Source organism: Burkholderia sp. WP42, from assembly GCF_000745665.1.
Taxonomy (GTDB): Bacteria; Pseudomonadota; Gammaproteobacteria; order Burkholderiales; family Burkholderiaceae; genus Burkholderia; species Burkholderia vietnamiensis.
Map to the genome: position 1 here is coordinate 99683 of NZ_JQJT01000020.1, position 25294 is coordinate 124976.

The following is a 25294-nucleotide window of genomic DNA, read 5'->3' on the forward strand; positions in this document are numbered from 1 at the left end:
CACGAGATGCTTCTGGGACGAACTGCGAGCGGTCTGTACTGGATGTACCGCTATATCGAGCGCGCGGAGAACATCGCGCGCATCGTCGACGCCGGGTTGCGGATGGCGCTCACGCGCACGTCCGACGCGCCGGCCGAATGGTCGTCGGTGCTGGTCAGCTCGGGCGCCGACGACGGCTATCGGCGCAAATACGACGCGTATGCCGCCGACACCGTGACCGACTATCTGCTGCGCGACCGCGACAATCCGTCGAGCGTGCTGTCGTGCATCGAAGCCGCGCGCTCGAACGCGCGGATGGTGCGCACGGCGCTGACGCGCGAGGCGTGGGAGAGCGTGAACGGCGCGTGGCTCGCGCTGCGCCAGGCGCTCGCGCGGCCGGTGCCGGAGAGCGCGCTGCCCGCGGTGCTCGACGAAGTGAAGCGCGAGACCGCGCTGATCCTCGGCAGCTTCTACAGCACGATGCTGCGCAACGAGATCTTCGATTTCGCGCAGATCGGCGCGTTCGTCGAGCGCGCCGACAACACCGCGCGGATCATCGACGTGAAGTACCACCTGCTGCTGCCGTCGGTGTCGCACGTCGGCACGATTCTCGACAACTACCAGTGGGAGACGATCCTGCGCTGCGTGGCCGCGCACCGTTCGTACCGCTGGGTGTACGACGTCCAGTACAAGCCGATGAACATCGCCGACTACCTGATCCTGAACGGCCGCATGCCGCGTTCGCTGCGCTATTGCTACGGGCGCGTGGTGTCGAGCCTGAACCTGCTCGCGAAGGATTACGGCGTGACACATCCGTGTCACGACACGGCCACCAAGATCCTGCAGATGCTGTCCGACACGTCGGTCGAGCGGATCTTCAAGAGCGGCCTGCACGAGTTCCTGACCGACTTCATCGGCCGCAACAACAGCCTCGGCGTCGACATCGCCCAGGCCTACAACTTCGACTGAGACTTGCCATGCGACTCGCTATCCGACACATCTCGCGTTATCAGTTCGACGAGCAGGCGTCCCACGCGCTGCAGCGGCTGCGGCTGCGGCCGCAATCCGGGCCGGGGCAGACGGTGCGTGCGTGGCAGGTGACGATCGACGGCGTCGAGCCGACGTTGTCCTATGCGGACGGGCTCGGCAACCGCGTCGATCTCGTGCGTCACGAGCGCGGCGCGAAGCCGGAGATCGTCGTGGTCGCCGCCGGCGTCGTCGAGACGCAGGACCGCGCGGGCATTCTCGGCAATCAGGACGGTTATGCGCCGCCGTGGATCTTCGAGCGGGAGACCGCGCTCACGAAGGTCGGCGACACCGTGCGCGAGTTGACGCAGGCGTTGCCGATCGAGCCGCACAGCCTCGATGCGCTGCACTGGCTGATGACGGAAGTGCACGGCCGCATCGCGTATGCACCGAATCTGACCGACGCGCCCGTCGATGCCGAAACGGCGCTGCAAAACGGCGAGGGCACGAGCCGCGATCATGCGCATGCGTTCATCGCGGCCGCGCGCGCGCTGAAGGTGCCGGCGCGCTACATCTCGGGCTACGTGCTCGCCGACGGCGCGATGCAGCGCATGGCAGACTCGAAGCAGAGTGCAGCGGACGGCGAACAGGAGGAAATGCTCGCGCTGCAAAGCGCCGACGGCATGCAGCAGGTGCTCGGCGCGTCGCACGCCGCGCAGTCGCAGCGCGTGCCGCTGGCGGCGCTCGGCGCACAGCCGCAACCGGCCGCGCTGATGCAGCAGCCGGCCGGACACGCGTGGGCCGAGGCTCATGTCGAAGGGCTCGGCTGGGTCGGCTTCGATCCGTTCATGAACCGCTGCCCGGACGAGCGCTACGTGCGCATCGCCGTCGGCCTCGACTATCGCGACGCGCAGCCCGTGACGGGGCTCGGCGCGAGCACCGTCGGCGTCGAGATCAGCGTCGTGCAGTCGCCCGAACTCGTCTGACCCGCAACTCTGCCCAGGCCGCCGCGCCGTCCCGCCGTATCGGCGGCGACGCGCGATGCGCGGCCGGCTCAACCCGAACCGAGCGGCTCTCCCATGCCCATCCACGTCGCGCTGCATCACACCACCCGCTACCGTTACGACCGGCCGATCAACCTCGGGCCGCAGATCGTGCGGCTGCGGCCCGCGCCGCACTGCCGGACGCCGATCCTCTCGTATTCGATGACGGTCGAGCCCGCGCAGCATTTCATCAACTGGCAGCAGGATCCGTTCTCGAACTATCTCGCGCGGCTGGTGTTTCCGGAGCGCACCGAACACTTCGAAGTCACGATCGACCTCGTGGCCGAGATGTCGGTGTACAACCCGTTCGACTTCTTCCTCGAAGCGAGCGCGGAGCAATATCCGTTCAGCTATGACGACGCGTTGAAGACCGAGCTCGCGCCATATCTCGCGTGCGACGCGCAGACGAGCGCGGCGCCGCTGTTCCGCGCCTATCTCGACGGCGTCGACCGCACGCCGGCCGGCACCGTGAACTTCCTCGTCGCGCTGAACCAGCAGCTGCAGGGCGACATCGGCTATCTGGTGCGGATGGAGCCGGGCGTGCAGACGCCCGAGCAGACGCTCGAGCTCGCATCGGGCTCGTGTCGCGACAGCGCATGGCTGCTCGTGCAGCTGTGCCGCCATCTCGGCATCGCCGCGCGGTTCGTGTCCGGCTATCTGATCCAGCTGACCCCCGACGTGAAGGCGCTCGACGGCCCGAGCGGCACGTCGGTCGATTTCACCGACCTGCATGCATGGTGCGAGGTGTATCTGCCGGGAGCGGGCTGGATCGGTTTCGATCCGACCTCAGGGCTGCTCGCCGGCGAAGGGCATATTCCGCTCGCCTGCACGCCGCAGCCGACGAGCGCGGCGCCGGTCGAGGGGCTGATCGACGAATGCGAAGTCGCGTTCGAGCACGAGATGGTGGTGACGCGCGTGTACGAATCGCCGCGCGTGACCAAGCCGTATACCGACACGCAGTGGGACGCCGTGCGCACGCTCGGCGCGCAGGTCGACCGCGCGCTGACGGCAGGCGACGTCCGGCTGACGCAAGGCGGCGAGCCGACCTTCGTGTCGATCGACGATCGCGACGGCGCCGAATGGAACACCGATGCGCTCGGCCCGACCAAGCGCGGCTACGCGACCGAGCTGGTGCAGCGGCTGCGCGCCGAATACGGCGACGGCGGCTTCCTGCATTTCGGGCAGGGCAAGTGGTATCCGGGCGAGCAGCTGCCGCGCTGGGCGCTGTCGATCTACTGGCGCGCCGACGGCCAGCCGGTGTGGCACGACCCGTCGCTGTTCGCCGACGAGCGCGAACCGTCCGCATGCACGACCGACGACGCGAAGCGCTTCATCGACGCACTGGCCGCGCGCCTCGGCCTGACCGACGAATTCGTCGTACCCGGCTACGAGGACGTGTGGTACTACCTGTGGCGCGAGCGCCGGCTGCCCGTCAACGTCGATCCGTTCGACTCGCGGCTCGACGACGAGCTCGAACGCGCGCGACTGCGCAAGGTGTTCGACCGGCAACTCGACAGCGTGGTCGGTTACGTGCTGCCGATCAAGCGCGTCGACGAAGGGGCGGCACTCGACGGTCCGCGCTGGCAGACCGGCCCGTGGTTCTTCCGCGACGAGCGGATGTACCTCGTGCCGGGCGATTCGCCGATGGGCTATCGGTTGCCGCTCGATTCGCTGCCGTGGGTCGCCGATGCCGACTATCCGTATCTCGTCGAGCGCGATCCGTTCGCGCCGCGCGACGTGCTGCCCGACGCGGCCGCGTTCCGCGCGCGTCATGCGGGCGCCGCCGACGCGCCGCGCTACCTGGCCGGCGTGCAGCGCGAAGCGTCGGCACATACGGTGATGCAGTGGCGCAGCGACGGCAGCGTCGAACGCGGCCGGCCGGCCGACGGTGGGCGCGGGGAGCATGGGGAGCACGACGCACAGCGCCGCCCCGAGCGCTTCGAATCGGCCGCGTGGATCACGCGCACCGCACTGTGCGCGGAGGTGCGCAACGGCATCCTGTATCTGTTCATGCCGCCGCTCGCCGCGCTCGAGGACTATCTCGAACTGCTCGCGGCGATCGAGCTGACCGCGCACGCGCTCGACGTGAAGCTCGTGCTCGAAGGCTACCCGCCGCCGCGCGATGCCCGGCTCAAGCTGCTGCAGGTCACGCCCGATCCCGGCGTGATCGAGGTGAACATCCATCCGGCGAAGAGCTTCGACGAGCTGGTTAACCAGACCGAATTCCTCTACGACGCCGCGTGGCAGTCGCGCCTGTCGACCGAGAAGTTCATGGTCGACGGCCGGCACGTCGGCACCGGCGGCGGTAACCATTTCGTGCTCGGCGGCGCGACGCCGGCCGACAGCCCGTTCCTGCGCCGCCCCGACCTGCTCGCGAGCCTGATCGCGTACTGGCACAACCATCCGTCGCTGTCGTATCTGTTCTCGGGGTTGTTCATCGGGCCTACGAGCCAGGCGCCGCGCGTCGACGAAGCGCGCAACGACCAGCTGTACGAGCTGGACATCGCGTTCGCGGAGATCCAGCGCAACAAGCTGCTGTATGGCCAGGACATGCCGCCGTGGCTCGTCGACCGCGTGCTGCGCAACCTGCTGATCGACGTGACGGGCAACACGCACCGCAGCGAGTTCTGCATCGACAAGTTGTATTCGCCCGACTCGTCGACCGGGCGGCTCGGGCTGCTCGAGCTGCGCGCGTTCGAGATGCCGCCACATGCGCGGATGAGCATCGTGCAGCAACTGCTGCTGCGCGCGCTCGTCGCGCGCTTCTGGGCCGCGCCGTACACGACGCCGCTCACGCGCTGGGGCACCGCGCTGCACGATCGCTTCATGCTGCCCGCGTTCCTGAAGATGGACTTCGACGACGTGCTCGCCGAGTTGCGCGATGCCGGCTTCGCATTCGATGCGGCGTGGTTCGCGCCGCATTTCGAATTCCGCTTCCCGCTGTTCGGGCAGATCGCGGTGAACGGGATGCAGCTGTCGCTGCGCGGCGCGCTGGAGCCGTGGCACGTGATGGGCGAGGAGGGGGCGACCGGCGGCACCGTGCGCTACGTCGATTCGTCGCTCGAACGGCTCGAAGTGCGCGTGACGGGGCTCAACGACAACCGGCACGTCGTGACCGTCAACGGTCGCGCGCTGCCGCTGCAGCCGACCGGCACCGCCGGCGAATACGTCGCGGGCGTGCGCTACAAGGCATGGGCGCCGCCGTCCGCGCTGCATCCGACCATCGGCGTGCATGCGCCGCTCACGTTCGACATCGTCGATACGTGGCTCGAGCGCTCGCTCGGCGGCTGCCGGTATCACGTCGCGCATCCGGGCGGCCGCAACTATGCGACGTTCCCGGTGAACGCGTACGAGGCCGAGAGCCGGCGGCTCGCGCGCTTCGTCGCGATGGGGCATACGCCGGGGCGGATGGCCGTATCGCCGGTCGCGCCGAGCCGTGAATTTCCGTTCACGCTCGACCTGCGACGGCCCTGAATCGCCGATGAAAGGACGGACCACGATGCGTGTTTCGCGCGCCCCCGGCACGCCGCGTCAGGTGCTAGGATGCCGACAGGCCGCGGCCGGCCGACGCGCCGGCCGTGACCGCATGCCGGGCGGCAGCGCGCAGCTGCCATCCCATCCTGACGACGCAACGCCCTGACCGTGCCGCCCTTATACCCCGACGATCTCGCCGACGCCGACGCGATGCCCACGCTTTTCGATACCGGCGCTCAGCCGGACGCCGCGGAACTCGCCGCCGCGCTCGCGGCGCCGGCTGCGGCCGGCCGCTACGACGAGCTGCGCGGCAGCGCCGCCGGCCTGAACGCACCCATGCTCGCGCCCGCGTGGCGCAGTTTCTTCACGTCGCTCGGCAGCGACGGCGTCGCCGACCTCGATCGCCGCGCCGACGCGCTGCAACGGCGCATGCGCGAGAACGGCCTGTTCTACCAGCTCCATGAACAGCGCGTGGGCGACGGCGCCGCCGGCCCGTGGTCGCTCGATCTGCTGCCGCTGATGGTCACGCCGGACGACTGGGCCGCGATCGAGCGCGGCGTGCTGCAGCGCGTGCGGCTGCTGAACGCGACGATGGCCGACCTGTACGGCCCGCAGACGCTCCTGGAGCGCGGGCTGCTGCCGCCCGCGCTCGTCACCGGCCATCCCGGCTATCTGCGCGCGATGCGCGGCGCGCGCGTGCCGGGCGATACGTGGCTGCACGTCGTTGCGTTCGATCTCGCGCGTGGCCCCGACGGGCAGTGGCGCATCGTCGCGCAGCATACGCAGGGCGCGGCCGGGCTCGGCTATCTGCTGGAGAACCGGCTGATCGTGTCGCGGCTCTTTCCGCGCGCGTTTCGCGGGCTGCGCGTGCAGCGGCTCGCATCCGCGTACCGGTCGCTGCTGCAAAGCATGCAGGCGTTGAGTCCGACGGCGAAGAACTCGCGGATCGTGCTGCTGACGCCGGGGCCGCACAGCGCGACGTATTTCGAGCATGCGTATCTCGCGCGCTACCTGGGGCTGACACTCGTCGAGGGCGGCGATCTGACCGCGCGCGACAACCACGTGTTCCTGAAGACGCTCGGCGGGCTCGAGCCCGTGCACGGCATCCTGCGGCGCGTCGACGACGCCTGGCTCGATCCACTCGAGCTGCGGCCCGATTCGCTGCTCGGCGTGCCGGGGCTGCTGCAGGCGGTGCGCGCGGGCAACGTGCTGCTCGCGAACGCGCCGGGCTCCGGCTTTCTCGAATCGCCCGGCGTGCTCGGGTTCCTGCCGCGGCTCGCCGAGGCGCTGCTCGGCGAAACGCTGACGCTGCCCGCCGTGCATTCGTGGTGGTGCGGCGAGGCGGCTGCGTGCGACGACGCGCTGCCGCAACTGGCGCGCTGCATCGTGAAGCCGTCGTATCCGCCCGACGTGCAGGCCGGCGGCGCATTCGACCCGGTGATCGGCGCGCGGCTCACGTCGGCGCAACTGTCCGAGTGGCGCGCGCGGATTCTGGCGCAGCCCGAGCACTACACGATACAGGCCGATCTGCCGCTGTCGCAGGCGCCGACCTGGCCGGGGAACGGCACGTCCGACGGTCACGGCGGCGCGCGCATCGTGCCGAAGCCGCTGCTGCTGCGCGTGTTCGCACTGGCCGACGGTGCGCAGCGCTGGCGGATGCTGCCGGGCGGGCTGTCGCGGGTCGGCACGCGCGACACGCTGTTCAACGCGCCGATGCCGCGCGGCGGCAGCACCGTCGATACCTGGGTGATGACCGACGGCATCGTCGATTCGACGACGCTGCTGCAGGCGCGCCTCGGCCCCGACGATCTGGTCGGGCGGCCGCGCGCGATCGCGAGCCGGGCGGCCGAGAACCTGTTCTGGCTCGGCCGCTACACCGAGCGCGCGACCAATTTGATGCGCCTCGCGCGTGCGGCGCTGGAGCGCCTGCGCGGCGAGGACGACGTCGACAGCCCCGCGCATCTCGAGCTGATCGACACGTTGTGCCGCGACACCGGGCTGGTCGCCGCCGATGCGCCGAATGCCGTCGAGGCGCCGCGCGCGTTCCAGCACGCGCTCGCGACGTCGCTGACGCGCGGCGCGGATCGCACCTCGGGCATCGCGTCCTGCCTGTTCGGGATGCGCGGCGCGGCGGCCGCGATCCGCGAGCGGCTGTCGAGCGACCAGTGGCGGCTGATCGACGACGCGACGCAGTTGTTCGCCGACAGCGCCGACCATCCCGAAGCCGAGGAGCAGATCGGCAACGAGGCGTTGCAGCTGCTGGAGCGCGTCGGCCTGCTGCTCGGCGCGATCACCGGCGCGCAGACCGACCACATGACGCGCGACGACGGCTGGCGCCTGCTGTCGATCGGCCGGCAGATCGATCGGCTCGACTTTCTCTGCAGCGTGCTGAAGTTCGCGTTCGACGAAGGCGCGGTGCATCGGCAGGACGGCTTCGAGCTCGTGCTGGAGCTGTTCGACAGCACGATCACGTTCCGCTCGCGGTTCCAGCGCCGCTTCGACATCGCGCCGCTGCTGTCGCTGCTGGTGCTCGACACCGACAACCCGCGCTCGCTGGGCTGGGTCGTGCAGGCGCTGCGCGGCCGGCTCACGAAGGTCGAGCGCAGCGAAGGCTATGCGTTGTCCGAGCTGGCCGAGACGATCCCGGACGTGCCGGCGTGGTCGCTGCACGAACTGTGCGAGACCGAAGGCGGCCGGCACGAGCGGCTGCTCGCCGCGCTCGACGAGACCGTGAAGGCCGTGTGGGATCTGTCGAACCGGATCGGCGAGCGCTATTTCAGTCACGTGCGCGAGGCGGGCAGGACGCTATGGTGACGAGCAAACATGCGGCGAAGACGAAGGCGAAGGCACAGGCGAACGGCGAGGCTGGCGATGCCGTCGGCGCGAAGCAGACGGAGGGCGCGATCGCCGCATCGGCAGCATCGACCGCATCGACGCCATCGGCCGGCGCGCGCGGGCGCTTGTTGCGCGTCACGCACGACACCGAATACCGCTACGCGGCGCGCGTCGAATCGGCGCAGCACCAGGCGCGGCTGCAGCCGCTCGCGACGCCGCGCCAGCAGGTGCTGTCGTTCGCGCTCGACATCGAGCCGGTGCCGGAGACGGTCGGCACCGACGTCGACGCGTTCGGCAACGCGCGTGCCTCGTTCGCGCTGAACCAGCCGCACGATGCGCTGCTCGTGCGCAGCTGCAGCACCGTGCGCGTGACGCCGCCCGTGTGGTCGCGGGGCGCGCGCGGCGCGCCGCCGCCGGCGATCGCGAACCCCGATGCCGATCATGCGACCGCATGGGAGGCCGTGCGCGAGCGCCTGCGGTTCCGCGCCGGTGCGCCGTACGATGCGGCGAGCGAATTCGTGTTCGCGTCGCCGCATGTCGCGTGCGATCCGGAGCTGGCCGCGTATGCGGCCGTGAGCTTCACGCCGCAGCGTCCGCTGGTGCAGGCCGCGTGGGACCTGATGCGGCGGATTCACGCGGACTTCGCGTACACGCCGAACAGCACCGACATCACGACTACCGCGCTCGATGCGCTGCGCTTGCGCAAGGGTGTGTGCCAGGATTTCGCGCACGTGATGATCGGCGCGCTGCGCTCGCTCGGGCTGGCCGCGCGCTATGTGAGCGGTTATCTGCTGACGCAGCCGCCGCCCGGCCAGCCGCGGCTGATCGGCGCCGATGCATCGCATGCGTGGGTCGACGTGTACGATCCGGCGTGGCCCGAAGATGGCGGATGGCTGCAGCTCGATCCGACCAACGACCGCGCGCCGGGCGACGACTACGTGATGCTGTCGATCGGCCGCGACTACGCGGACGTGACGCCGCTGCGCGGCGTGATCCGCGGCGGCGGCGCGGATCAGGAGCTGAAGGTCGGCGTGACGGTCGAGCCGCTCGACGAGGGAGCGTGACGCGGCATGATCGGCCGCCCGCGCCGCGCGTCCTGCGTTTAAGTCTTCGTTAATACTGCCGGCTTAGCATGGTGATGCTGGCGAACGGATCGCACGCTGGTCCGGCGCCGGTGGCACGTGCGGGTGCGCCGCCGCGATGACGGCGCGCCGACGCGCGTCGCCGGCCGAATGCAGGGGCGGCATCCATGATCAAGCACTTCGACTACACGCTCGACGATCAGACGATCGCGCTTTGCGCGAGCTTCGGCGCGGGCCCGGCATTTCGGCGCGTGCTCGTGAGCCGCGCGGATTCGATGGAGACGCTGGTGGTGCTCGACGCGCGCGGCTTGTCGGGGCTGCTGAAGGTCGCGACCGAGGCGCCGGAAGGGCTGCTCGACGATGCGATCCGCAAGGTCGGCGACGAACGGCTCGTCGAGCGGGCGATCAGCGGCCGGACCATCGTCGAAGCCGCGTTGTGAGCGCAGTCGCGCGTGCACGCGCGATGTCGCCTCGTGCCGCTTACGCGGCGAAGCGGTCCGTCGCGGCGAGCAGCGCTTTCAGGATGCCCGGTTCGTTGTACGCATGGCCGGCGTCCGGCACGATCTCGAAGGTTGCGTCCGGCCATGCTTTCGCGAGTTCCCACGCGGTGCGGGCCGGCGTCGCCACATCGTAGCGGCCTTGCACGATCACGCCCGGAATGCCGGCGAGGCGATGTGCGTCGCGCAGCAACTGGCCTTCGTCGACGAAGCCGCGATTGACGAAGTAGTGATTTTCGATCCGCGCGAAGGCGAGCGCGTAGTGGCCGTCCGCGAAGTGTGCGGCCAGCGCCGGGTTCGGCAGCAGCGTGATCGTGCGGCCTTCCCAGATGCTCCATGCGCGCGCGGCTTCGAGCTTCGCGGCTTCGTCGTCGCCCGTCAGCCGGCGATGGTAGGCGGCCATCAGGTCGCCGCGCTCCGCTTCCGGTATCGGCGCGAGAAACTCTTCCCACAGGTCCGGGAACAGCCACGACGCGCCTTCCTGGTAGTACCAAAGCAGCTCGGCACGACGCATCGTGAAGATCCCGCGCACGACGAGCGCGCTCACGCGCTGCGGGTGCGTCTGCGCATAGGCGAGCGCGAGCGCGCTGCCCCATGAGCCGCCGAAGACGAGCCACTGCTCGGCGCCGACCATTTCGCGCAACCGTTCGATGTCGGCGACCAGATCCCAGGTCGTGTTGTTGTCGAGACTCGCATGCGGCGTCGAGCGCCCGCAGCCGCGCTGGTCGAACAGCAGGATGTCGTAGCGCGCGGGATCGAACAGACGCCGATGGTCGGGGCTGCAGCCCGCGCCGGGGCCGCCGTGCAGGAATACCGCGGGCTTGCCGGACGGGTTGCCGCAGCGCTCCCAGTAGATGCGATGGCCGTCGCCGGTGTCGAGGTGGCCGTGGGCGTAGGGTTCGATCGGTGGGTACACAGGCAGGCTCCGGGTGAGGATCGGCGAAAGTGCGTGATATTGCGGTGCCGCAACGGATCGTTGTGCGTGCATCGAAGCGGCCGCCGGCGAGTACGGGTTGTCATTATGCCCGTGCAATTTGGGGTGGTGTGGGGCGGTGTTTTGTGGGCGTGGGGCGGCCGCGGCGGTGTGAATCGATCGCGAATTCGGCATTGCCGGGCGCGGCTTGCGTCCTTGCCCGGTTTCGTTTGTCCGCTGTCGACCGTGACGGGCAGCTACTGCTGGTCGAGAAACCGTTTCGGGGAGGGTTTGCTATATCGCGCGCGACACGCAGGTCGTCGGCGCGTTACTTGACGCGCTCCATCGCGGCGGGCGAATACCAGAAGGTCCGGTACGTGTCGATTCCGTACGACTTGCCGTCGTATTTGACGACGGTGCGCACGGTGTGCTCTCCCGTGTAGGAGGATTTGGCGCTGTCGCTCTCTGCCTTCGTGACGTGTGCGGTGATCGATAGGGCCGCAAAGCCGGTTTGCTCGATGCGGCTATGCCGGCAGAAGACCAGCGATGCGATAACTTTCAATCAATCCGTCATAGAGAGAAATGTCCGAGCGACTCCTGGCAACGAGCTGAGCGCCGACGACGGCCGCGTAGATGGCGCGAGCACGCCGCTCGATATCCTCGGGGCTGACCACGGCCGCGGCGGACAGCACCTTGCTCAGCCACGCAACATTGACATCCGCAAAAGTCTGAATCTCTTTCACCACCGTTTCCGGTAGGTCATCAGATTCGGCAGCCAGGAAGCTACACAGGCATATGCGATTGCCGCGCTCAAGCGCCTTGCGAAACGTATCGGGATAGTGGCGCAGGCAATCGAGCGGATCTGCGGATTCGGCCAAAAGCGCATCCAGAGTCGCTGCTGATTCCTCCCAATACCGCCTTGCCACTGCTGCGCCGAGATCGGCCTTGCTTGCGAAGTGGTGGTAGATGCTCGCAGCCTTGATGCCGACAGCTTCGGCGAGATCACGGAAATTCAAGCCGCTGTAGCCATGGGCCTGCGCAATCTTTGTGGCTGCCACCAGGATTCGCTCCCTGGAGCTCAGGCCTGAATCATTCTTCACTGCTACCGCCTCCGCGACCGTTGACACGAGCAATTATACGCTCTAACGTAAACCTAACTAACGTTAGGTTGGATGTAGGTGACAGGCCGGATATCGTCCGCCCCCCGTGTGACAGACCGCTTAAGAGAGGCACGCATGGCTTCCAGCAGCATGAACTTCGACGTAACCAAACTTCCGATCATGACGATCTACGATTTCCCCAAAGGACCCTATCCGACACGCGTCCGTATCGCCCTGGCCGAGAAGGGGCTGCGATCGCGCGTCGAGTTCGTGATGGTCGACCTTTACAAAGGGGAGCACAAAAGGCCCGAGTTCATCTCCGAGAAAAACTACTCGGGAACGCTGCCGGTCCTCGAGCTCGAAGACGGAACGTGCATTGCCGAATGCACCGCCATTACCGAATACCTCGATACGCTCGATGGTGCGCCCACGCTGACCGGCCGGACACCACTCGAAAAGGGTGTGATCCACATGATGAGCAAGCGCGCCGAGCTGGAGTTGCTCGACGCGATCAGCGTCTATTTCCACCATGCCACGCCGGGGTTGGGACCCAACGTCGAGCTCTATCAGAACGCCGAATGGGGGCTTCGTCAGCGCGACAAAGCCCTGAGAGGCATGCACTACTTCAATGACGTTCTGAAAAGGCAGCCATTTGTCGCTGGGGATGCGTTCTCTATGGCCGACATCACCGTCATCGGCGGACTGGTCTTTGCGTCAATCGTGAAGTTGCCCGTGCCTACGGAGTGCGAGGCCCTTGTAGATTGGTACATGAGAATGCAGGAGCGCCCAAGCGTGAGGAACCAGCCGGCGTTCGCGTGAAATAGCAGCCGCGCCCGACCGTCATCGATGATCGGCCAATCTTTGGTTGCAATCGGGGACGGCCTGCCTACGCGACATCGGCGACTCGTCTATTCAATCGATACCGGATCAGACGACGCCAGTGTTGCGCAATAAATCTGTCGATCGTAACGGTTCCGAGGCCTGCGCGCGGTGGTCGCGTTGCAAAAGCGGGGTGGCAGGACGCGGTGGCGGCACGTGCGTCTACAGATTGCTTGCTCACCCAACCGGAAAACCCGCTTTAGCCACCCGTTCACCAACCGGCCCTCAGCGTCCACATCGCATTCGCCGGTTGGCAAATCAACCAGACGCGTCGCGCTACGCACCAGCCCCCGCCCTGATCACATGCTCGAGCCCCACTGGCCCGACCGGCGCCTCCGCGAGCCACGGAATCAGCGCGGTGCGCTGCGCCAGATCGTCCGCCACGCGGCGCACGAACGGGACCTCGTACGTGCCGCGCTGACACAGCATCGGATCGGTCGTGCCGCTCGCCAACAGCGACTGGTTGATGACCCAGGCATATGGCGTGATCCCGGCACGGGCGAGGTCGGCGCTCAGGCGTTCGGCTTCGTGAACCGGCGTCGCTTCAGGCAGCGTGACGATGAGGATGCGGCTGTAATCCGGATCGCGCAAACGCGGCAGCAACTGGCGGACCGACTCCGGCATGTCGCCCTGCGTGCGCATCACTTCGCGGTGATAAGCCTCGGCAGCGTCGAGCAGCAGAATGGTATGCCCGGTCGGCGCCGTATCGAGCACCACGAAGCCGGACTTGCCTTGATCCACCGTCCGTGCGAACGCGCGAAAGACCGCAATTTCTTCGGTGCACGGCGAGCGCAAGTCTTCCTCGAGCATGGCCCGGCCGCCCGCATCGAGGTGCGATCCCGCTTTCGCCAGCACCTCTTCGGTGTACTGCTGTACTTCGCGCGCCGGGTCGATGCGGGTGACGCTCAGCCGCGGCACCACGCCGTCGACCGTGGCAGCCACGTGCGAAGCGGGGTCGGTGGTCGACAGGATCACGTCGTGTCCGCGCCCCGCGAGCGCGACGGCGATGGCGGCCGCAACTGTGGTCTTGCCCACGCCGCCTTTGCCCATCGTCATGATTACGCCGTGGCCCGTAGCCGACAGCGCGTCGACGAGCCCGCCGAGGCCGGGCGGCAATGCGGTGTCGGGCATGCGGCGCTCGGTCGGCATGCGCACGCGTTCGGGGTGCGCCATGTCGCGCAGCGCGTCCAGTCCGACTGTGCCGCGCGGCAGAAACGGAATGCGCGTCTGCGGCAGCACCGACAGCTCGCGCGGCATGTCGGCCAGTGCCTGTCGCGCGCGCTCGGCCATCGCGGTTGCAATCGCGTCGTCATGCCGCTCGGTGGCAAAGAGGCCATTGATCGCCAGCACCTGGTTGCGAATGCCGAGCTCGGCCAGTTCGTGCCGCGTGCGATTCGCTTCGCGCAACGCGGCGACTTCCGGCCGGCTCACCAGGACGACGGTGGTGTCCACCGCGCTCGACAGTCGTTCGACGGTCGCCGCGTACAGCGCCTTCTGCTTCTCCAGTCCGGCTAACGGCCCGAGGCAGGAGGCGCCCCCGGTCGACGACGAAATGAACTCGTTCCACGCGGAAGGCAACGTCAACAGGCGCAGCGTATGGCCGGTCGGTGCCGTATCGAAGATGACGTGATCGAAATCGGCCGTCGCGGCGGGATCGCCGAGCAGTTTGGAGAATTCGTCGAAAGCCGCGATCTCGACCGTGCAGGCACCGGAGAACTGCTCCTCCATGTTGCGGATCGCCGCGGCAGGCAGGACGCCGCGATACGGTCCGACCATGCGCTCGCGGTACGCCTGCGCGGCCGCTTCGGGATCGATGTTCAAGGCGAACAGACTGGACGCGCCGGGCACGGCCGTCGGCGATTGGCTCAGGCCGACGCCGAGTACCTCGTCGAGATTGGACGCCGGGTCGGTGCTGACGATGAGCACCTTCTTGCCGGCATCCGCCATCGCCAGCCCGGTCGCACAGGAAAGCGAGGTCTTGCCGACGCCGCCTTTGCCGGTGAAGAACAGATAGCGGGTCTGCGTGTCAGGGAGGGACATGTGCGCTCCCTAGCAGCAGCCGGAGCCGGGCGAGCAGCAACTGCCGGCCTTGACATGAGGCTTGTCCGCCGTCGTCAGCGCGATGCCCAGCTTCTGCGCAAGCTGCTGGCGGGACGGATACATGCCGGTCGATACGATGTGGCCGTCGATCGCGAGGATCGGCAGCCGCTCCATACCCGCTTCCATTTCCTTGACCACCGCCGCGTTGGCGGCGAATGCCTGCGGCTGCTGACCCAGGTTGTAGCGGGCCACGGTCACGCCGTGCGCCTCGACCCACTTCAGATCGGCGGCGAATTGCGCCAGCACCGGGTCGACGTCCACACCGCAAACGCCCGTCGAGCAACACATCGCCGGATCGAACACTTCGAGCTTCTTCATGGCGCTTTCCTCAAGGCAATCGAAATTCAGCGCTTTCCACAGGCACGGATGCGTCTGTGGGCACAGGTGCGTGAATTCGGGCAGACCGCGAATCGCCTCGGGAAGGCGGCGTCGCTCGATCTGCGTGAAGCCGCGCCGCACAAAGAACGCGAGCGCAGGTTCATCGTTCGGAATAAGGTAGAGCGCGCGCAGCGATCGCGTTTGCGCTAGCGCAATGGAAGCGTCGATGAGGCGGCTCCCCAGGCGGGATTGGCGCATTTCCGGCCGAACTGCGACCGAGCGCAACAGGGCCGCATCGCCGGATTGTTCCAGTCCTGCCACTCCGACGATCTCACCGGCGAGTATGGCGACATGGAAGCCGTCGAGGCTCTGTGGTGCGAGATCGCTGGCCGGCAGCCCGCACAGGTTCAGCAACGCGACGATGCGGTCGAAGTCCGTGGCGACTGCCCGGCGAATTTCGTCAACGGGCGTACTCATGACCGCGCTCCTTCAAGTGTGCCGTGATGATTCGTACGCGGAATGGCGATGCATCGCTCGCGATCGTGCCGCTCATCGGGCGCGTGTCCTGGGCGGCGAGATTGGCATCGTTCTGCCCCTCATGTTCGACCGCTTCAGCATCTATCACCCCCGCTCGTACCAGTCCTTCGTCCGGTTGACGATACGGACCACGAGCAGCATGACCGGCACTTCGATGAGCACGCCCACCACGGTGGCCAGCGCCGCGCCCGAATTGAAGCCGAACAGGCTGATGGCCGCCGCGACCGCCAGCTCGAAGAAATTGGATGCGCCGATCAGCGCGGACGGGCACGCCACGTTGTGCTTTTCACCCACCGCGCGATTGAGCCAGTACGCGAGCGCCGAGTTGAAGAACACCTGAATCAGGATCGGTACCGCGAGCAGCGCGATCACGAGCGGCTGGTCGACGATGGCCGCGCCCTGGAACGCGAACAGCAGGACGAGCGTCGCGAGCAGCGCCGTGATGGACCAGGGGCCGATCTTCGCGATGGCTGCGTCGAATGCTGCCTGTCCTCTTGCGAGCAGCGCCTTGCGAAGCAACTGCGCCACGGCTACCGGGATCACGATATAGAGCACGACCGAAGTGAAGAGCGTCGCCCAGGGCACCGTGATGGCCGAGATGCCGAGCAACAGGCCGACAAGCGGCGCGAAGGCCACCACCATGATGCTGTCGTTGAGCGCCACCTGCGACAGCGTGAACAGCGGATCGCCGCCGGTCAGCCGGCTCCAGACGAACACCATCGCCGTGCAGGGCGCGGCGGCCAGCAGGATGAGGCCCGCAACGTAACTGTCGAGTTGCGCTGCAGGCAGCATCGGAGCGAACAGGTGCTTGATGAACAGCCAGCCGAGCAACGCCATCGAAAAGGGTTTGACGAGCCAGTTCACCACCAGCGTGACGCCGATGCCCTTGAGGTGCTGGCGTACCTCGTGCAACGATCCGAAGTCGACCTTCACGAGCATCGGGATGATCATCACCCAGATCAGCAGGCCCACGGGCAGATTGACCTGCGCGTACTGCATGCGGCCAATCGTCTGGAACATCGCAGGGAAAAACTGGCCGGCCAGGACGCCGGCGACGATGCAGAGCGCGACCCAGACGGTGAGGTAGCGCTCGAAGAAGCCGATGGGCGGCTTCGCGGGCGGCTTGTTCGAAGCGGTAAGGTCGGTAGCGGTCATGGGGCGATTCGCAAAAGGAGCGCTCAGCTTTTCAGGATGCCGTCGAGCGCGTGCAGGAGTTCGGCATCGCTCAGACGGTCGAGCGGAAGGGCGAGCAATTGCAGCATGCGATAGCCGATGGCCTCGCGCGTGAGTTCGAACGCCTGCCGCTTGCCGTCATCGCCGCCCGGCGCATTCGACGGATCGGCATAGCCCCAGTGGACCTTGACCGGAGCGCCCGGCCAGAACGGACATTGTTCCGCGGCTGCGCTGTCGCACACCGTGATGACGATGCGCATGCGCGGTGCGTCGTCGGCTGCGAATTCGTCCCAGCTTTTGCTGCGATAGTCGCGCGTATCGACGCCCGCGTTCGCGAGCGCTTCGAGCGCGAACGGGTTGACCCGGCCGCTCGGTGCGCTGCCGGCGCTATATGCGCGCACATCCTTGCCGAGCTTCTGCGCCCAGTGGTTCAGCATGCCCTCGGCGAGCACGCTGCGCGCGGAATTGTGGGTGCAGAGAATGAGTACGTTGGTCGTCGTCACGGGCGTGCCTTATCGCTTGCTGATGTCGCGCACAAGTTGGCGCAGAGCTGCCGCGACGCTGGCCGCCGGATCGCGGATGTCGGCGCGAATGTAAAACCGTCTCATGAACGTGATCCTTCAGCACTTGCAGGAATCGGCGGCCGCGGCGACGCACGGCTCGCCGCGGCAACAGTTCTCGGTGAGAAAGCCGAGCAGCGCGTTCATCTGCTCGAAGGCAGCTCGGTAGATCAGGCTGCGGCCATCGCGCTCCTGCGTGACGAGCGCCGCGTTCGTCAATTCCTTCAGATGGAACGAGAGGGTGGCGTTGGGAATGTCGAGTTGCGCCGCGATGGCGCCGGGCGTCAATCCGGCCGGGCCTGCGACGACGAGCATCCTGAATACGTTCAGGCGCAGTTCGTGAGCAAGCGCGGCGAAAGCGCGGACAGCATCTTTGTTTTCCATATTTCGAATATAGTCGAAATGATGGGCGGGAGCAACAAGGTATTTGTCCGGTCTGCTCGATTCGTTCAAGATCGACTACCCAACAAAAAAGGCCCTCACGGGCCTTTTCCTTGACGCAACCTGCAACCACCACTCACCGCGTCAACGCCGTAAACCCCTCCAGCAACCGCTCGACATCCGCGGCCTCGATCGCGCCCATCGTCGAGATGCGGAACAGCTCCTTCGACAACCCGCCTTGCCCGGCATAGATGACGAACCCGCGCGCCTTCAACCCGTCGTGCAGCGCTTCATACGCCACGCCCTGCGGCAACCGGTACGCACGCAACACGACCGACGATTCACCGTCAGGCAACACCAGCGGCATCCCTCGTGCGGCGAGCCCGGCCTGAACCTGATCGGCGAGCGCCTTGTAACGCGCATGCCGCGCGCGCCAGCCGCCGGCTTCGTCGAACTCGCGCAACGCTTCGACGAGCGCGTAATACGCATGCACCGAAGGCGTAAACGGCGTATTGCGCTGATCCTGCAGCTTCGCCAGCCGGCCGAGATCGAGATAGTAAGTCCGGCTCGCGGCCTTCGTGAGCGCGCTGCGACGCACGATCACGAACGCGGCACCGGGCACGCCGTGCAGGCACTTGTTCGCGGTCGCGGCAACGGCATCGATCACGCCGCCGCCGAAGTCGATCGCCTCGGCGCCGAAGCTGCTCACGCCATCGACGAGCATCCTCACGCCGCGGGCACGGCACACGTCGGCGATCGCACCGAGATCGTTCAACCGGCCCGTCGTCGTCTCATGATGAATCACCGCGACGTGCGAATAGCCGCCCGCGTCGAGCCGCGCGGCGACTTCCGCGACATCGGGCGCCTGCATCCATTCGTGCTTCAGCACGTCGTGCGCGATCCCGTACTGCGTCGCGATCTGCGTGATGCGCTCGCCATATACGCCGTTCTCGATCACGAGCAGCTTGCCGTCCTGCGGCACGAGCGCCGCGATCATGCTTTCGACGGCGGCGGTGCCCGAGCCGGTCATCAGCACGGCGGCCCATTCGGTCGGATCGAGCTCATACGCGGCGACGAGTCGCGCGCGCGCCTCGTCCTGCAGATCGAAGAATTCGCTTTCGCGATGGCACAGGTCCGGTTGCAGCAGGCTGCGGCGCACGCGTTCGCTGAGCGTGACCGGGCCGGGATTGAGCAGCAGCATCAATGGGCTCCTTCAACGTGGGCTTCGGTCCGTGCGGCGCCGATATGCCGCATCAGGCGCGTCTTCACTTCGACCGGCGTGACGGTCGGGCGGGGCAGCCCGTCGGGCACACCGGTGCGGATCGCGACCCGCACGAACTGTGCGCCGTCGGCCTGCGCCGCGAGCGTCGCATCGAGCACGTCGAGCGTGTCGCCCTCGACGGCCGACGCGTAACCGCACGCGGCAGCCACGCCCGCGAACGACACATGCTGCGAGACGGTCGCCTGACCGCCCGTCGATTCGTGCGCGCCGTTGTCGAGCAGCACGTGCGTGAGGTTCGACGGCCCATAGGTGCCGACCGTCGCGAACACGCCCATGCGCATCAGCGCGGCGCCGTCGCCGTCGACGGCCACCACGCGCAGGTCCGGGCGCGCGAGCGCAAGACCGAGCGCGAGCGGCGTCACGCAGCCCATCGAGCCGACCATGTACAGCTGGTTCGGCCGATCGTCGATCGCATACAGCTCGCGGCCGCAGAAGCCGGTCGACGCGAGCACGACGGTCGAATCGACCGGCGTATGCGCGATCACGCGCTGCAATGCGTCGTGGCGCGTCGGCCACGCGGCCGGCGATGCGGCGCGCGCGCCCGATTGCGCGGCGACGTGCGCGCGCGGCGCGGCCGCCGGGTTCGCCTTCAACTCATACGACGCGACGCTGCCTTTCTGCATCACGAGCGCGTACGGACGGCCCGTCGCGTCCATGTGCGCGACCGCGCGGTCGAGCGCCGGGCCGACCTGTTCGGGGTCGGTCGGGAACGTCTCCCACGGAATCTCCATGGTGTCGAGCATCGCCGGCGTGATCGGCCCCATCAGCGCATGCTGCGGCTCGTCGGGCACGCCCGGCTGGCCGCGCCACGTGACGATCAGCAGCTGCGGCAGCCGGAACGTCCACGTCAACGACGTGAGCGGGCTCACGGCGTTGCCGAGGCCCGAGTTCTGCATCATCGCGATGCCGCGCTTGCCGCCGAGCGTCGCGCCGGCGATCAGTGCGACCGCGTCGCCTTCGTTGGCCGCCGACAGGTAATGCAGCGTCGGATCCTGCAGCACGTAGTTGATGAACGGCGTCAGGTAGGAGCACGGCACGCCCGCGTACCAGTCGAACCCGCGCTCGCGCGCGGCCTCGACGAACTGCGCCGCTTCGATCATTGCGCGCCTCCGTTGGCGGTGCCCGGCTCCGACAGCGGCGTCTGGCCGTGCGCGAAGTCGCCCGCGCGACGGAAGTCTTCGAGATCGTTGACGCCGCGCCAGTGGCCGTGCACGTACTGCACTTCGATCTTCTCGCCGGCGGCGATCAGCTCGTTGAGCAGCGACGGGATGTCGAGCGTGTCGAAGTCGGCGCGCGCCTGCAGCGTTGCGAGCATCGCCTTCAGCCGCTCGACGCCCGCGCCGCGCACGTTCAGCAAGCCGATCCAGCGGCCGTGCGGCGCGCCGGCGGCAACGTCGCTCGACACGCGTTGCAGATACGTCTTCTGACCGAACAGCCCGCGATCGTCGGCCGCCGAGCACAGCGCGAAGTCGCGCACGCTCTGGTTGGTTTCGGTCAGCGACGAATCGACGACGACGCTGAACTCCGCCTCGCTCTCCGCGAGGTCGCGCAGGATGTAGCTGCGGAACAGCAGGTCGCCGTACGAGATCACGGTGTCGCCGGTCAGGCGTTCGGCCGCGCATGCGAGCGACGCGAGCTCGCCCGTCTGCGCATGGCGCTCGTTCACGACCAGCTTGATGCCCGACGTGTCGATCGCGTCGGCGCGATAGCCGCCGACCACGGTGATGTCGTTCACGCCATGCTTCTTGAAGCCGTCGACGAGCCAGCGCAGCAGCGGCTTGCCGGCGACCGGCAGCATGACCTTGGGCTTGTCCTCGGTGACGGCCTCGAGCCCCTTGCCGCGGCTCGCGGCGAGCACGATCGCGGCGTTCGACGCACGCGACGACGACGACAGGTAGATGCGCTCGGCCGCCGAGTATTCGTCGGCGTCCTGCAGGCGGAAGATCTCGTTGACCGACGCGACGCGGTCCTCGACGTTGATCAGCGTTTCGTTCTGGTGGATCTCGCGTGCGACGGCCTGCATCGCGGAGGCCGACGCGCGGATCAGATGGTTCGCCCAGATCACGGTGCTGATGCCGGCCTGGCGGAACACGTCGGTCGGCGTGCTGTAGTACTTGGTCGGCACGATCACGAGCGGGGCCTTGCCGCTCCATTCGCGCGCGAACTGCAGAATCTCGTCGGGGCGCGACAGCTTGCTGTGGATCAGGATCGCGTCGGCGCCGGCTTCGGCATACGCGTTCGCGCGGCGCAGCGCCTCGTCCATCCCCCAGCCGGCGATCAGCGCCTCGACGCGCGCGACGATCGAGAAGTCGGGGTCGCTCTGCGAATCCTTGCCGGCCTTGATCTTGCCGCAGAATTCGTCGATCTCGGCGAGCGGCTGGCGTTCGCCGTCGATGAAGCTGTTGGTCTTCGGGAACTGCTTGTCCTCGATGCACACGCCGGCGATGCCGCGCTGCTCGAGCTTCTTCACGAGGCGGCGCACGTTGTTGAAGTTGCCGTAGCCGGTGTCGCCGTCGAGCAGGATCGGCAGGTCGCTCGCGTCGGCCATGAACTCGAGCACGTCGACGACCTGGGTCCAGCTCGCCTCGTTGTTGTCGCGCACGCCGAATTGCGCGGAGATCGCGAGGCCCGACGCCCAGATCCCCTTGAAGCCGGCTTCGCGGACGATCCGTGCCGACAGGCCGTTGTGCGCTTCCATCAGGAACTCGAGCTGGTCGCTGACCAGCATGCGGCGCAGGCGCGCGCTGCGCGATTCGGAGAAGTTGGGTTCGCGTGCGTTCATCGTGCGGCTCCTGCGGTCGTGCGTTGGATCAGGGGAAGGATGTCTTGGGTCGCGCGTGCGACGTCGTTCGGGAAGTCGATCTCGATCCACGGCATGCCGGTGACGTCGGCGACGTCGAACGAATGGCCGCCCTCGAGCAGCAGATCGCGGACGGCTTCCTCGTGCGGCAGGTTCGCGCGGCCGCTGTCGACGTAGCCGGCGACGATCGTCGCGAGGCGGCGCGCGGTGGCCTCGGTGAAGCGGAAGAAGCCGACCGATTCGCCGATCGTGTCGTAGTCGAGATCGACTGCGAGCTGTTTGCGCAGTTCCACCGGCACGCCGTTCTTCAGGCACAGCTTGACGGGCTCGTCGCCGGCCTCGAAGTCGCGATCGATCAGCAGGCGATCGACCGGGCGGTCCGCGTTCGCCACCAGCGCGTGCAGGATGTTCTCGTCGTACAGCACGTCGGCGTCCATCAGCAGCACGTCGCCGCCGCGCGTCATCGCGTCGGCGACGGTGTGCACGGTCAGCACGCTGCCGAGGTCGTAGCGCTCGTTCAGCACGATCTCGGCGCTGCGGCCGAGGCGCTTCAATTCCTGCTCGACCTTCGCGGCCTGGAAGCCGAGCCCGAGCACGATTTCATCGACGCCCGCGGCGTCGAGCACGCGCAGATGGCGCTCGAGCAGCGACACGTCGTCGAAGCGCAGCAGGCATTTCGGAAATTGCGCCTCGGGTGGTTGTTGCAGGCGCAAGCCGAGGCCTGCCGCAAGAATGATGGCTCGCATGGGTTCTCCAACCAAAAAGCCGGCGATCTGAACGATCAGTCGGCGAGCGGCTGCGGCGCATGGCGCCGTTGCCAGTTTCTTTCACTGAAATGCAGATAGAGCAGGCCGGGCAGGCCGAGCGCGAGTTCGCGCGCGCGCTTTGCGAGCGACAGCGCGAGCGCCGCGTCGGGCGGCAGTCCGACCAGCGGCGCGAGCAGCAGGTAACCGCCTTCCTGCGCGCCGAGCGAGCCGGGGATCGCGAACGCGGCGCCGCGGATCGCCTGGCCGACGCTCTCGAGCAGCAGCGCGTCGAGCCAGCTGACCGGGTGGCCGAGGAAGTGCAGCGCGAGCCACACCTCGGCGGTGCCGACGATCCAGCCGACGAGGCTCAGTGCGAAGGTCTTCGCGACCTTCGCGCGATCGCGGTACAGCGCGCCGACCGCGTGGTCGATCGCGTCGGCGCGCGTCGCGAGCGACGACCAGTCGCGTGGGCCGAGCAGCTTCGACGCGAGACGCATGCCGCGGCCGAACAGCCCGCGCCGCTGCGCCGCGTAGAACGCGACGGCGAGCGCGCCGAGCACGCCGGTGGCGATCAGCGCCGGCGTGCGCAGGTGCGTGACCGATTCGTGCGTCGCATACGCGCTGAACGCGGCGATGCCGATCAACGCGAACGCCATCTGCGCGAGCGCCTGCATCGTCGTGCTGACGGTGACCGTGGCGGCCGCGTCGGCCATCCGCGTGCCGCGCTGCGCGAGGTAGCGCACCATCAGCACGGGGCCGCCGATCTGACCGGCCGGCAGCAGGCTGTTCACCGATTCGCCGACCCAGCGCGCGCGCAGCGCGTTGCCGAGCGCGGCGCCGGGCTGGCCGCGGCGGAACATCGCCGAGATCGCCAGCGCGTCGATCACGAGCGGCACGACGTGGAACGCCGCGACGAGCGCGAGGCCCCAGCCGGCCGCGAGGAACGTCGACGCGACCGCGCCGACGCCTTGCCACGCGAGCAGCGCGACGAACAATGCCGTTCCGACGGACAGCAGGATCAGGCCAGCGCGTGTCATGACCCGGTCGCGCGTCGCGTCGCCAGCTGCTTGAACACCTGGCGGAAGCCGAAATAGGCGATCGCGTCCTTCATGTTCGAGACGAAGCGCTTCCACGGCCGCATGCCGGGATTGGTCACGTATTCGAACGTGAGGGACACGCGCATCTCGTTCTGGCCGAGCGGCGTGACGCGATGGCGCAGCTTGTCGCCGTCGAACAGCACGATGCCGCCGTCGGCGATCTGCACGGAGCCCGCTTCGTCGGGCACGTCCGGGTTACGGGTGTGCAGTTCGTAGTCGAGCCGGCACGTCGAATCGTCGATCACGCCGAACAGCAGCGTGTAGCGGCGGCCGTCGTAGTACGACGTGTCGTAGTGCCAGCCGATGTGGTCGCCCGGCTTCGTGTAGTAGTACAGCGCGTAAGCGTGCGGATCGTCGTCCGGCGACAGCATCAGCTTGTCGCCGGTGATTTTCTCGAGGAAGCCGATCAGCGCCTTCGAGCGGTACAGCTCGGCGATGTACGGCGCCTGTTCGTCGATCGTGTGCCGGCTCACGCTGCCGCCCTGCTTGTGGCCGGGCAGGTAATTGCGGTTCAGGCCGGCCTGCATCGCGCGCGCGGCGGCAGCGAGTTTCGCGTGCGCGTCGGGCGGCAGGAAGCTGTCCAGATACAGGAACGATCCCTGGCGCGTGTAGTCGCCGCGCAGGCGATCGACGTCGAGACGGCCGACGCAGTCGGCCACGGTGCGATCGGGATCGGCTGCCGCCGCGCGCGCAGGCGCGGGGCGTGCCGGGCTCAGCACGGAGTCGTCGCGCGTGCTAGAAGTCATTTGGAAGCCTGGATTTCAGTTTGATTTTGAGTGCCGCCCGGCCGGTCGCTGCGTGCGCGGCCGCTCGACGGGGACATGAAGACCTGCGGCGCGGCGTTCGATTGCGCGGCGCCGTCGCGGCGCACGACGCGCCACCAGTCGATCACGACCCATGCGGCGAACAGCGGCGCGCCGATCGACGCCGCGAGCAGGAACGGCTGCACGCCGTCGACGAGCGTGACGAGCGGCAGCAGGTAGAGGACGTCTTCGGTCTCGAAGCCGCCCGCGAATGCCTGTTTGGTGCCTGCCTTGCCGGCGATCGATTCGATCCGCATCCGCAGGAAGAAGATCAGCGCGACGGCCGCGCCGGCCGCGGCGCCCAGCAGCACCGGCGACGCGATCATCTGGCCGCCCTGTGCGACGACGCCGACGCCCATGCTCACGAACAGCGCGACCGTGACGAGCGCATCGGCGGCGAGGTCGTAAAAGTGACCGATCTTGCTCGACTTGCCGCTGATGCGGGCGAGCTCGCCATCGGTATGGTCGACGAAGTTGGACAGCACGATCAGCAGCGCGCCGGCGTTGATCCAGCCGAAGCCGCCTTGCGCGAGGCACCACGCGCCCGCGACGCCGATCAGCAGGCGCAGGGTGGTGAGGTGGTTGGGGGTAACGGGCGTGTCGATCAGCGGTCGGACGAGCGCGCGCGCGAGCCGCGCATCCCAGGTGCGGGGCAGGGGGGGCTCGGAACGGTTGGCGGTTTTTCTTTGGTCCATCGGCGAAATATATACGGAATTGTAATTTGTTGCT

Annotated in this window: 22 protein-coding genes; 7 read left to right on the forward strand and 15 right to left on the reverse strand. The window is 67.7% G+C overall.

Features of this window, described 5'->3' with window-relative positions; translation table 11 throughout:
• Positions 1-6 precede the first annotated feature (6 nt).
• From EX20_RS13310 to EX20_RS13335, 6 genes are all read left to right on the forward strand, one after another.
• Positions 7-948, forward strand: coding sequence for an alpha-E domain-containing protein (locus EX20_RS13310; RefSeq protein ID WP_011881959.1), 942 nt, complete (start codon positions 7-9; stop codon positions 946-948).
• 8 nt (positions 949-956) lie between these two features.
• Positions 957-1931 (forward strand): transglutaminase family protein, encoded by a 975-nt coding sequence (locus EX20_RS13315; protein ID WP_034193834.1) that lies wholly within the window; start codon positions 957-959, stop codon positions 1929-1931.
• Positions 1932-2024: 93 nt separating this feature from the next.
• On the forward strand, positions 2025-5462 hold the full coding sequence (locus EX20_RS13320; protein WP_034193835.1) for a transglutaminase family protein: 3438 nt from the start codon (positions 2025-2027) through the stop codon (positions 5460-5462).
• Between the two features lie 210 nt (positions 5463-5672).
• Entirely contained in the window at positions 5673-8276 is a 2604-nt protein-coding gene (locus EX20_RS13325; RefSeq protein WP_051974438.1) for a circularly permuted type 2 ATP-grasp protein, read from the forward strand.
• Complete coding sequence (locus tag EX20_RS13330; protein ID WP_011881963.1) at positions 8270-9361, forward strand: transglutaminase family protein; 1092 nt, start codon at positions 8270-8272, stop codon at positions 9359-9361. Before EX20_RS13325 ends, EX20_RS13330 begins: the two co-directional genes overlap by 7 nt.
• A 185-nt stretch (positions 9362-9546) precedes the next feature.
• Entirely contained in the window at positions 9547-9819 is a 273-nt protein-coding gene (locus tag EX20_RS13335) for a hypothetical protein (protein ID WP_011881964.1), read from the forward strand.
• Between the two features lie 40 nt (positions 9820-9859).
• Here the strand turns inward: EX20_RS13335 and pip are convergent, their stop codons facing one another.
• Both pip and EX20_RS13345 read right to left on the reverse strand, forming a co-directional pair.
• Positions 9860-10792: a prolyl aminopeptidase gene (pip, locus tag EX20_RS13340; RefSeq protein WP_011881965.1), complete on the reverse strand. Its 933-nt coding sequence runs from the start codon at positions 10790-10792 to the stop codon at positions 9860-9862.
• A 521-nt stretch (positions 10793-11313) separates the two neighbouring features.
• Positions 11314-11889: a TetR/AcrR family transcriptional regulator gene (locus EX20_RS13345; protein WP_011881966.1), complete on the reverse strand. Its 576-nt coding sequence runs from the start codon at positions 11887-11889 to the stop codon at positions 11314-11316.
• A 135-nt stretch (positions 11890-12024) separates the two neighbouring features.
• Between EX20_RS13345 and EX20_RS13350 the strand changes: the two genes are divergently transcribed.
• Positions 12025-12708, forward strand: a complete 684-nt coding sequence (locus EX20_RS13350; protein ID WP_014725086.1) for a glutathione S-transferase — start codon at positions 12025-12027, stop codon at positions 12706-12708.
• Positions 12709-13044: 336 nt separating this feature from the next.
• On the opposite strand, the gene arsA is transcribed toward EX20_RS13350, so the two are convergent.
• The 13 genes from arsA to EX20_RS13410 all read right to left on the reverse strand — a co-directional run bounded on the left by arsA (position 13045) and on the right by EX20_RS13410 (position 25260).
• A complete protein-coding gene (gene arsA, locus EX20_RS13355) occupies positions 13045-14808 on the reverse strand; it encodes an arsenical pump-driving ATPase (RefSeq protein ID WP_014725085.1) in 1764 nt (587 codons plus the stop codon).
• A gap of 9 nt (positions 14809-14817) precedes the next feature.
• Positions 14818-15663, reverse strand: coding sequence for an arsenite efflux transporter metallochaperone ArsD (gene arsD, locus EX20_RS33255; protein WP_034193837.1), 846 nt, complete (start codon positions 15661-15663; stop codon positions 14818-14820).
• Positions 15647-15811: a hypothetical protein gene (locus tag EX20_RS31945; RefSeq protein ID WP_156126947.1), complete on the reverse strand. Its 165-nt coding sequence runs from the start codon at positions 15809-15811 to the stop codon at positions 15647-15649. The genes arsD and EX20_RS31945 overlap by 17 nt, the downstream gene beginning before the upstream one ends.
• Positions 15808-16878, reverse strand: a complete 1071-nt coding sequence (gene arsB / locus EX20_RS13365; RefSeq protein WP_034193838.1) for an ACR3 family arsenite efflux transporter — start codon at positions 16876-16878, stop codon at positions 15808-15810. The genes EX20_RS31945 and arsB overlap by 4 nt, the downstream gene beginning before the upstream one ends.
• A gap of 23 nt (positions 16879-16901) precedes the next feature.
• Positions 16902-17399, reverse strand: coding sequence for an arsenate reductase ArsC (locus EX20_RS13370; RefSeq protein WP_011881971.1), 498 nt, complete (start codon positions 17397-17399; stop codon positions 16902-16904).
• A 117-nt stretch (positions 17400-17516) separates the two neighbouring features.
• On the reverse strand, positions 17517-17840 hold the full coding sequence (locus EX20_RS13375; protein ID WP_014725081.1) for an ArsR/SmtB family transcription factor: 324 nt from the start codon (positions 17838-17840) through the stop codon (positions 17517-17519).
• A gap of 133 nt (positions 17841-17973) precedes the next feature.
• Positions 17974-19038, reverse strand: a complete 1065-nt coding sequence (locus EX20_RS13380; protein WP_034193839.1) for a 2-aminoethylphosphonate aminotransferase — start codon at positions 19036-19038, stop codon at positions 17974-17976.
• Entirely contained in the window at positions 19038-20219 is a 1182-nt protein-coding gene (gene aepY, locus EX20_RS13385) for a phosphonopyruvate decarboxylase (protein WP_034193840.1), read from the reverse strand. The genes EX20_RS13380 and aepY overlap by 1 nt, the downstream gene beginning before the upstream one ends.
• Positions 20216-21901: a phosphoenolpyruvate mutase gene (gene aepX, locus EX20_RS13390; protein ID WP_034193841.1), complete on the reverse strand. Its 1686-nt coding sequence runs from the start codon at positions 21899-21901 to the stop codon at positions 20216-20218. Before aepX ends, aepY begins: the two co-directional genes overlap by 4 nt.
• A complete protein-coding gene (locus tag EX20_RS13395; RefSeq protein WP_011881976.1) occupies positions 21898-22665 on the reverse strand; it encodes a phosphocholine cytidylyltransferase family protein in 768 nt (255 codons plus the stop codon). The genes aepX and EX20_RS13395 overlap by 4 nt, the downstream gene beginning before the upstream one ends.
• A gap of 35 nt (positions 22666-22700) precedes the next feature.
• Positions 22701-23702, reverse strand: a complete 1002-nt coding sequence (locus EX20_RS13400; protein ID WP_011881977.1) for an HpnL family protein — start codon at positions 23700-23702, stop codon at positions 22701-22703.
• On the reverse strand, positions 23699-24508 hold the full coding sequence (locus tag EX20_RS13405) for a HalD/BesD family halogenase (RefSeq protein WP_034193842.1): 810 nt from the start codon (positions 24506-24508) through the stop codon (positions 23699-23701). The genes EX20_RS13400 and EX20_RS13405 overlap by 4 nt, the downstream gene beginning before the upstream one ends.
• Complete coding sequence (locus tag EX20_RS13410) at positions 24505-25260, reverse strand: CDP-alcohol phosphatidyltransferase family protein (RefSeq protein ID WP_011881979.1); 756 nt, start codon at positions 25258-25260, stop codon at positions 24505-24507. The genes EX20_RS13405 and EX20_RS13410 overlap by 4 nt, the downstream gene beginning before the upstream one ends.
• Positions 25261-25294 lie beyond the last annotated feature (34 nt).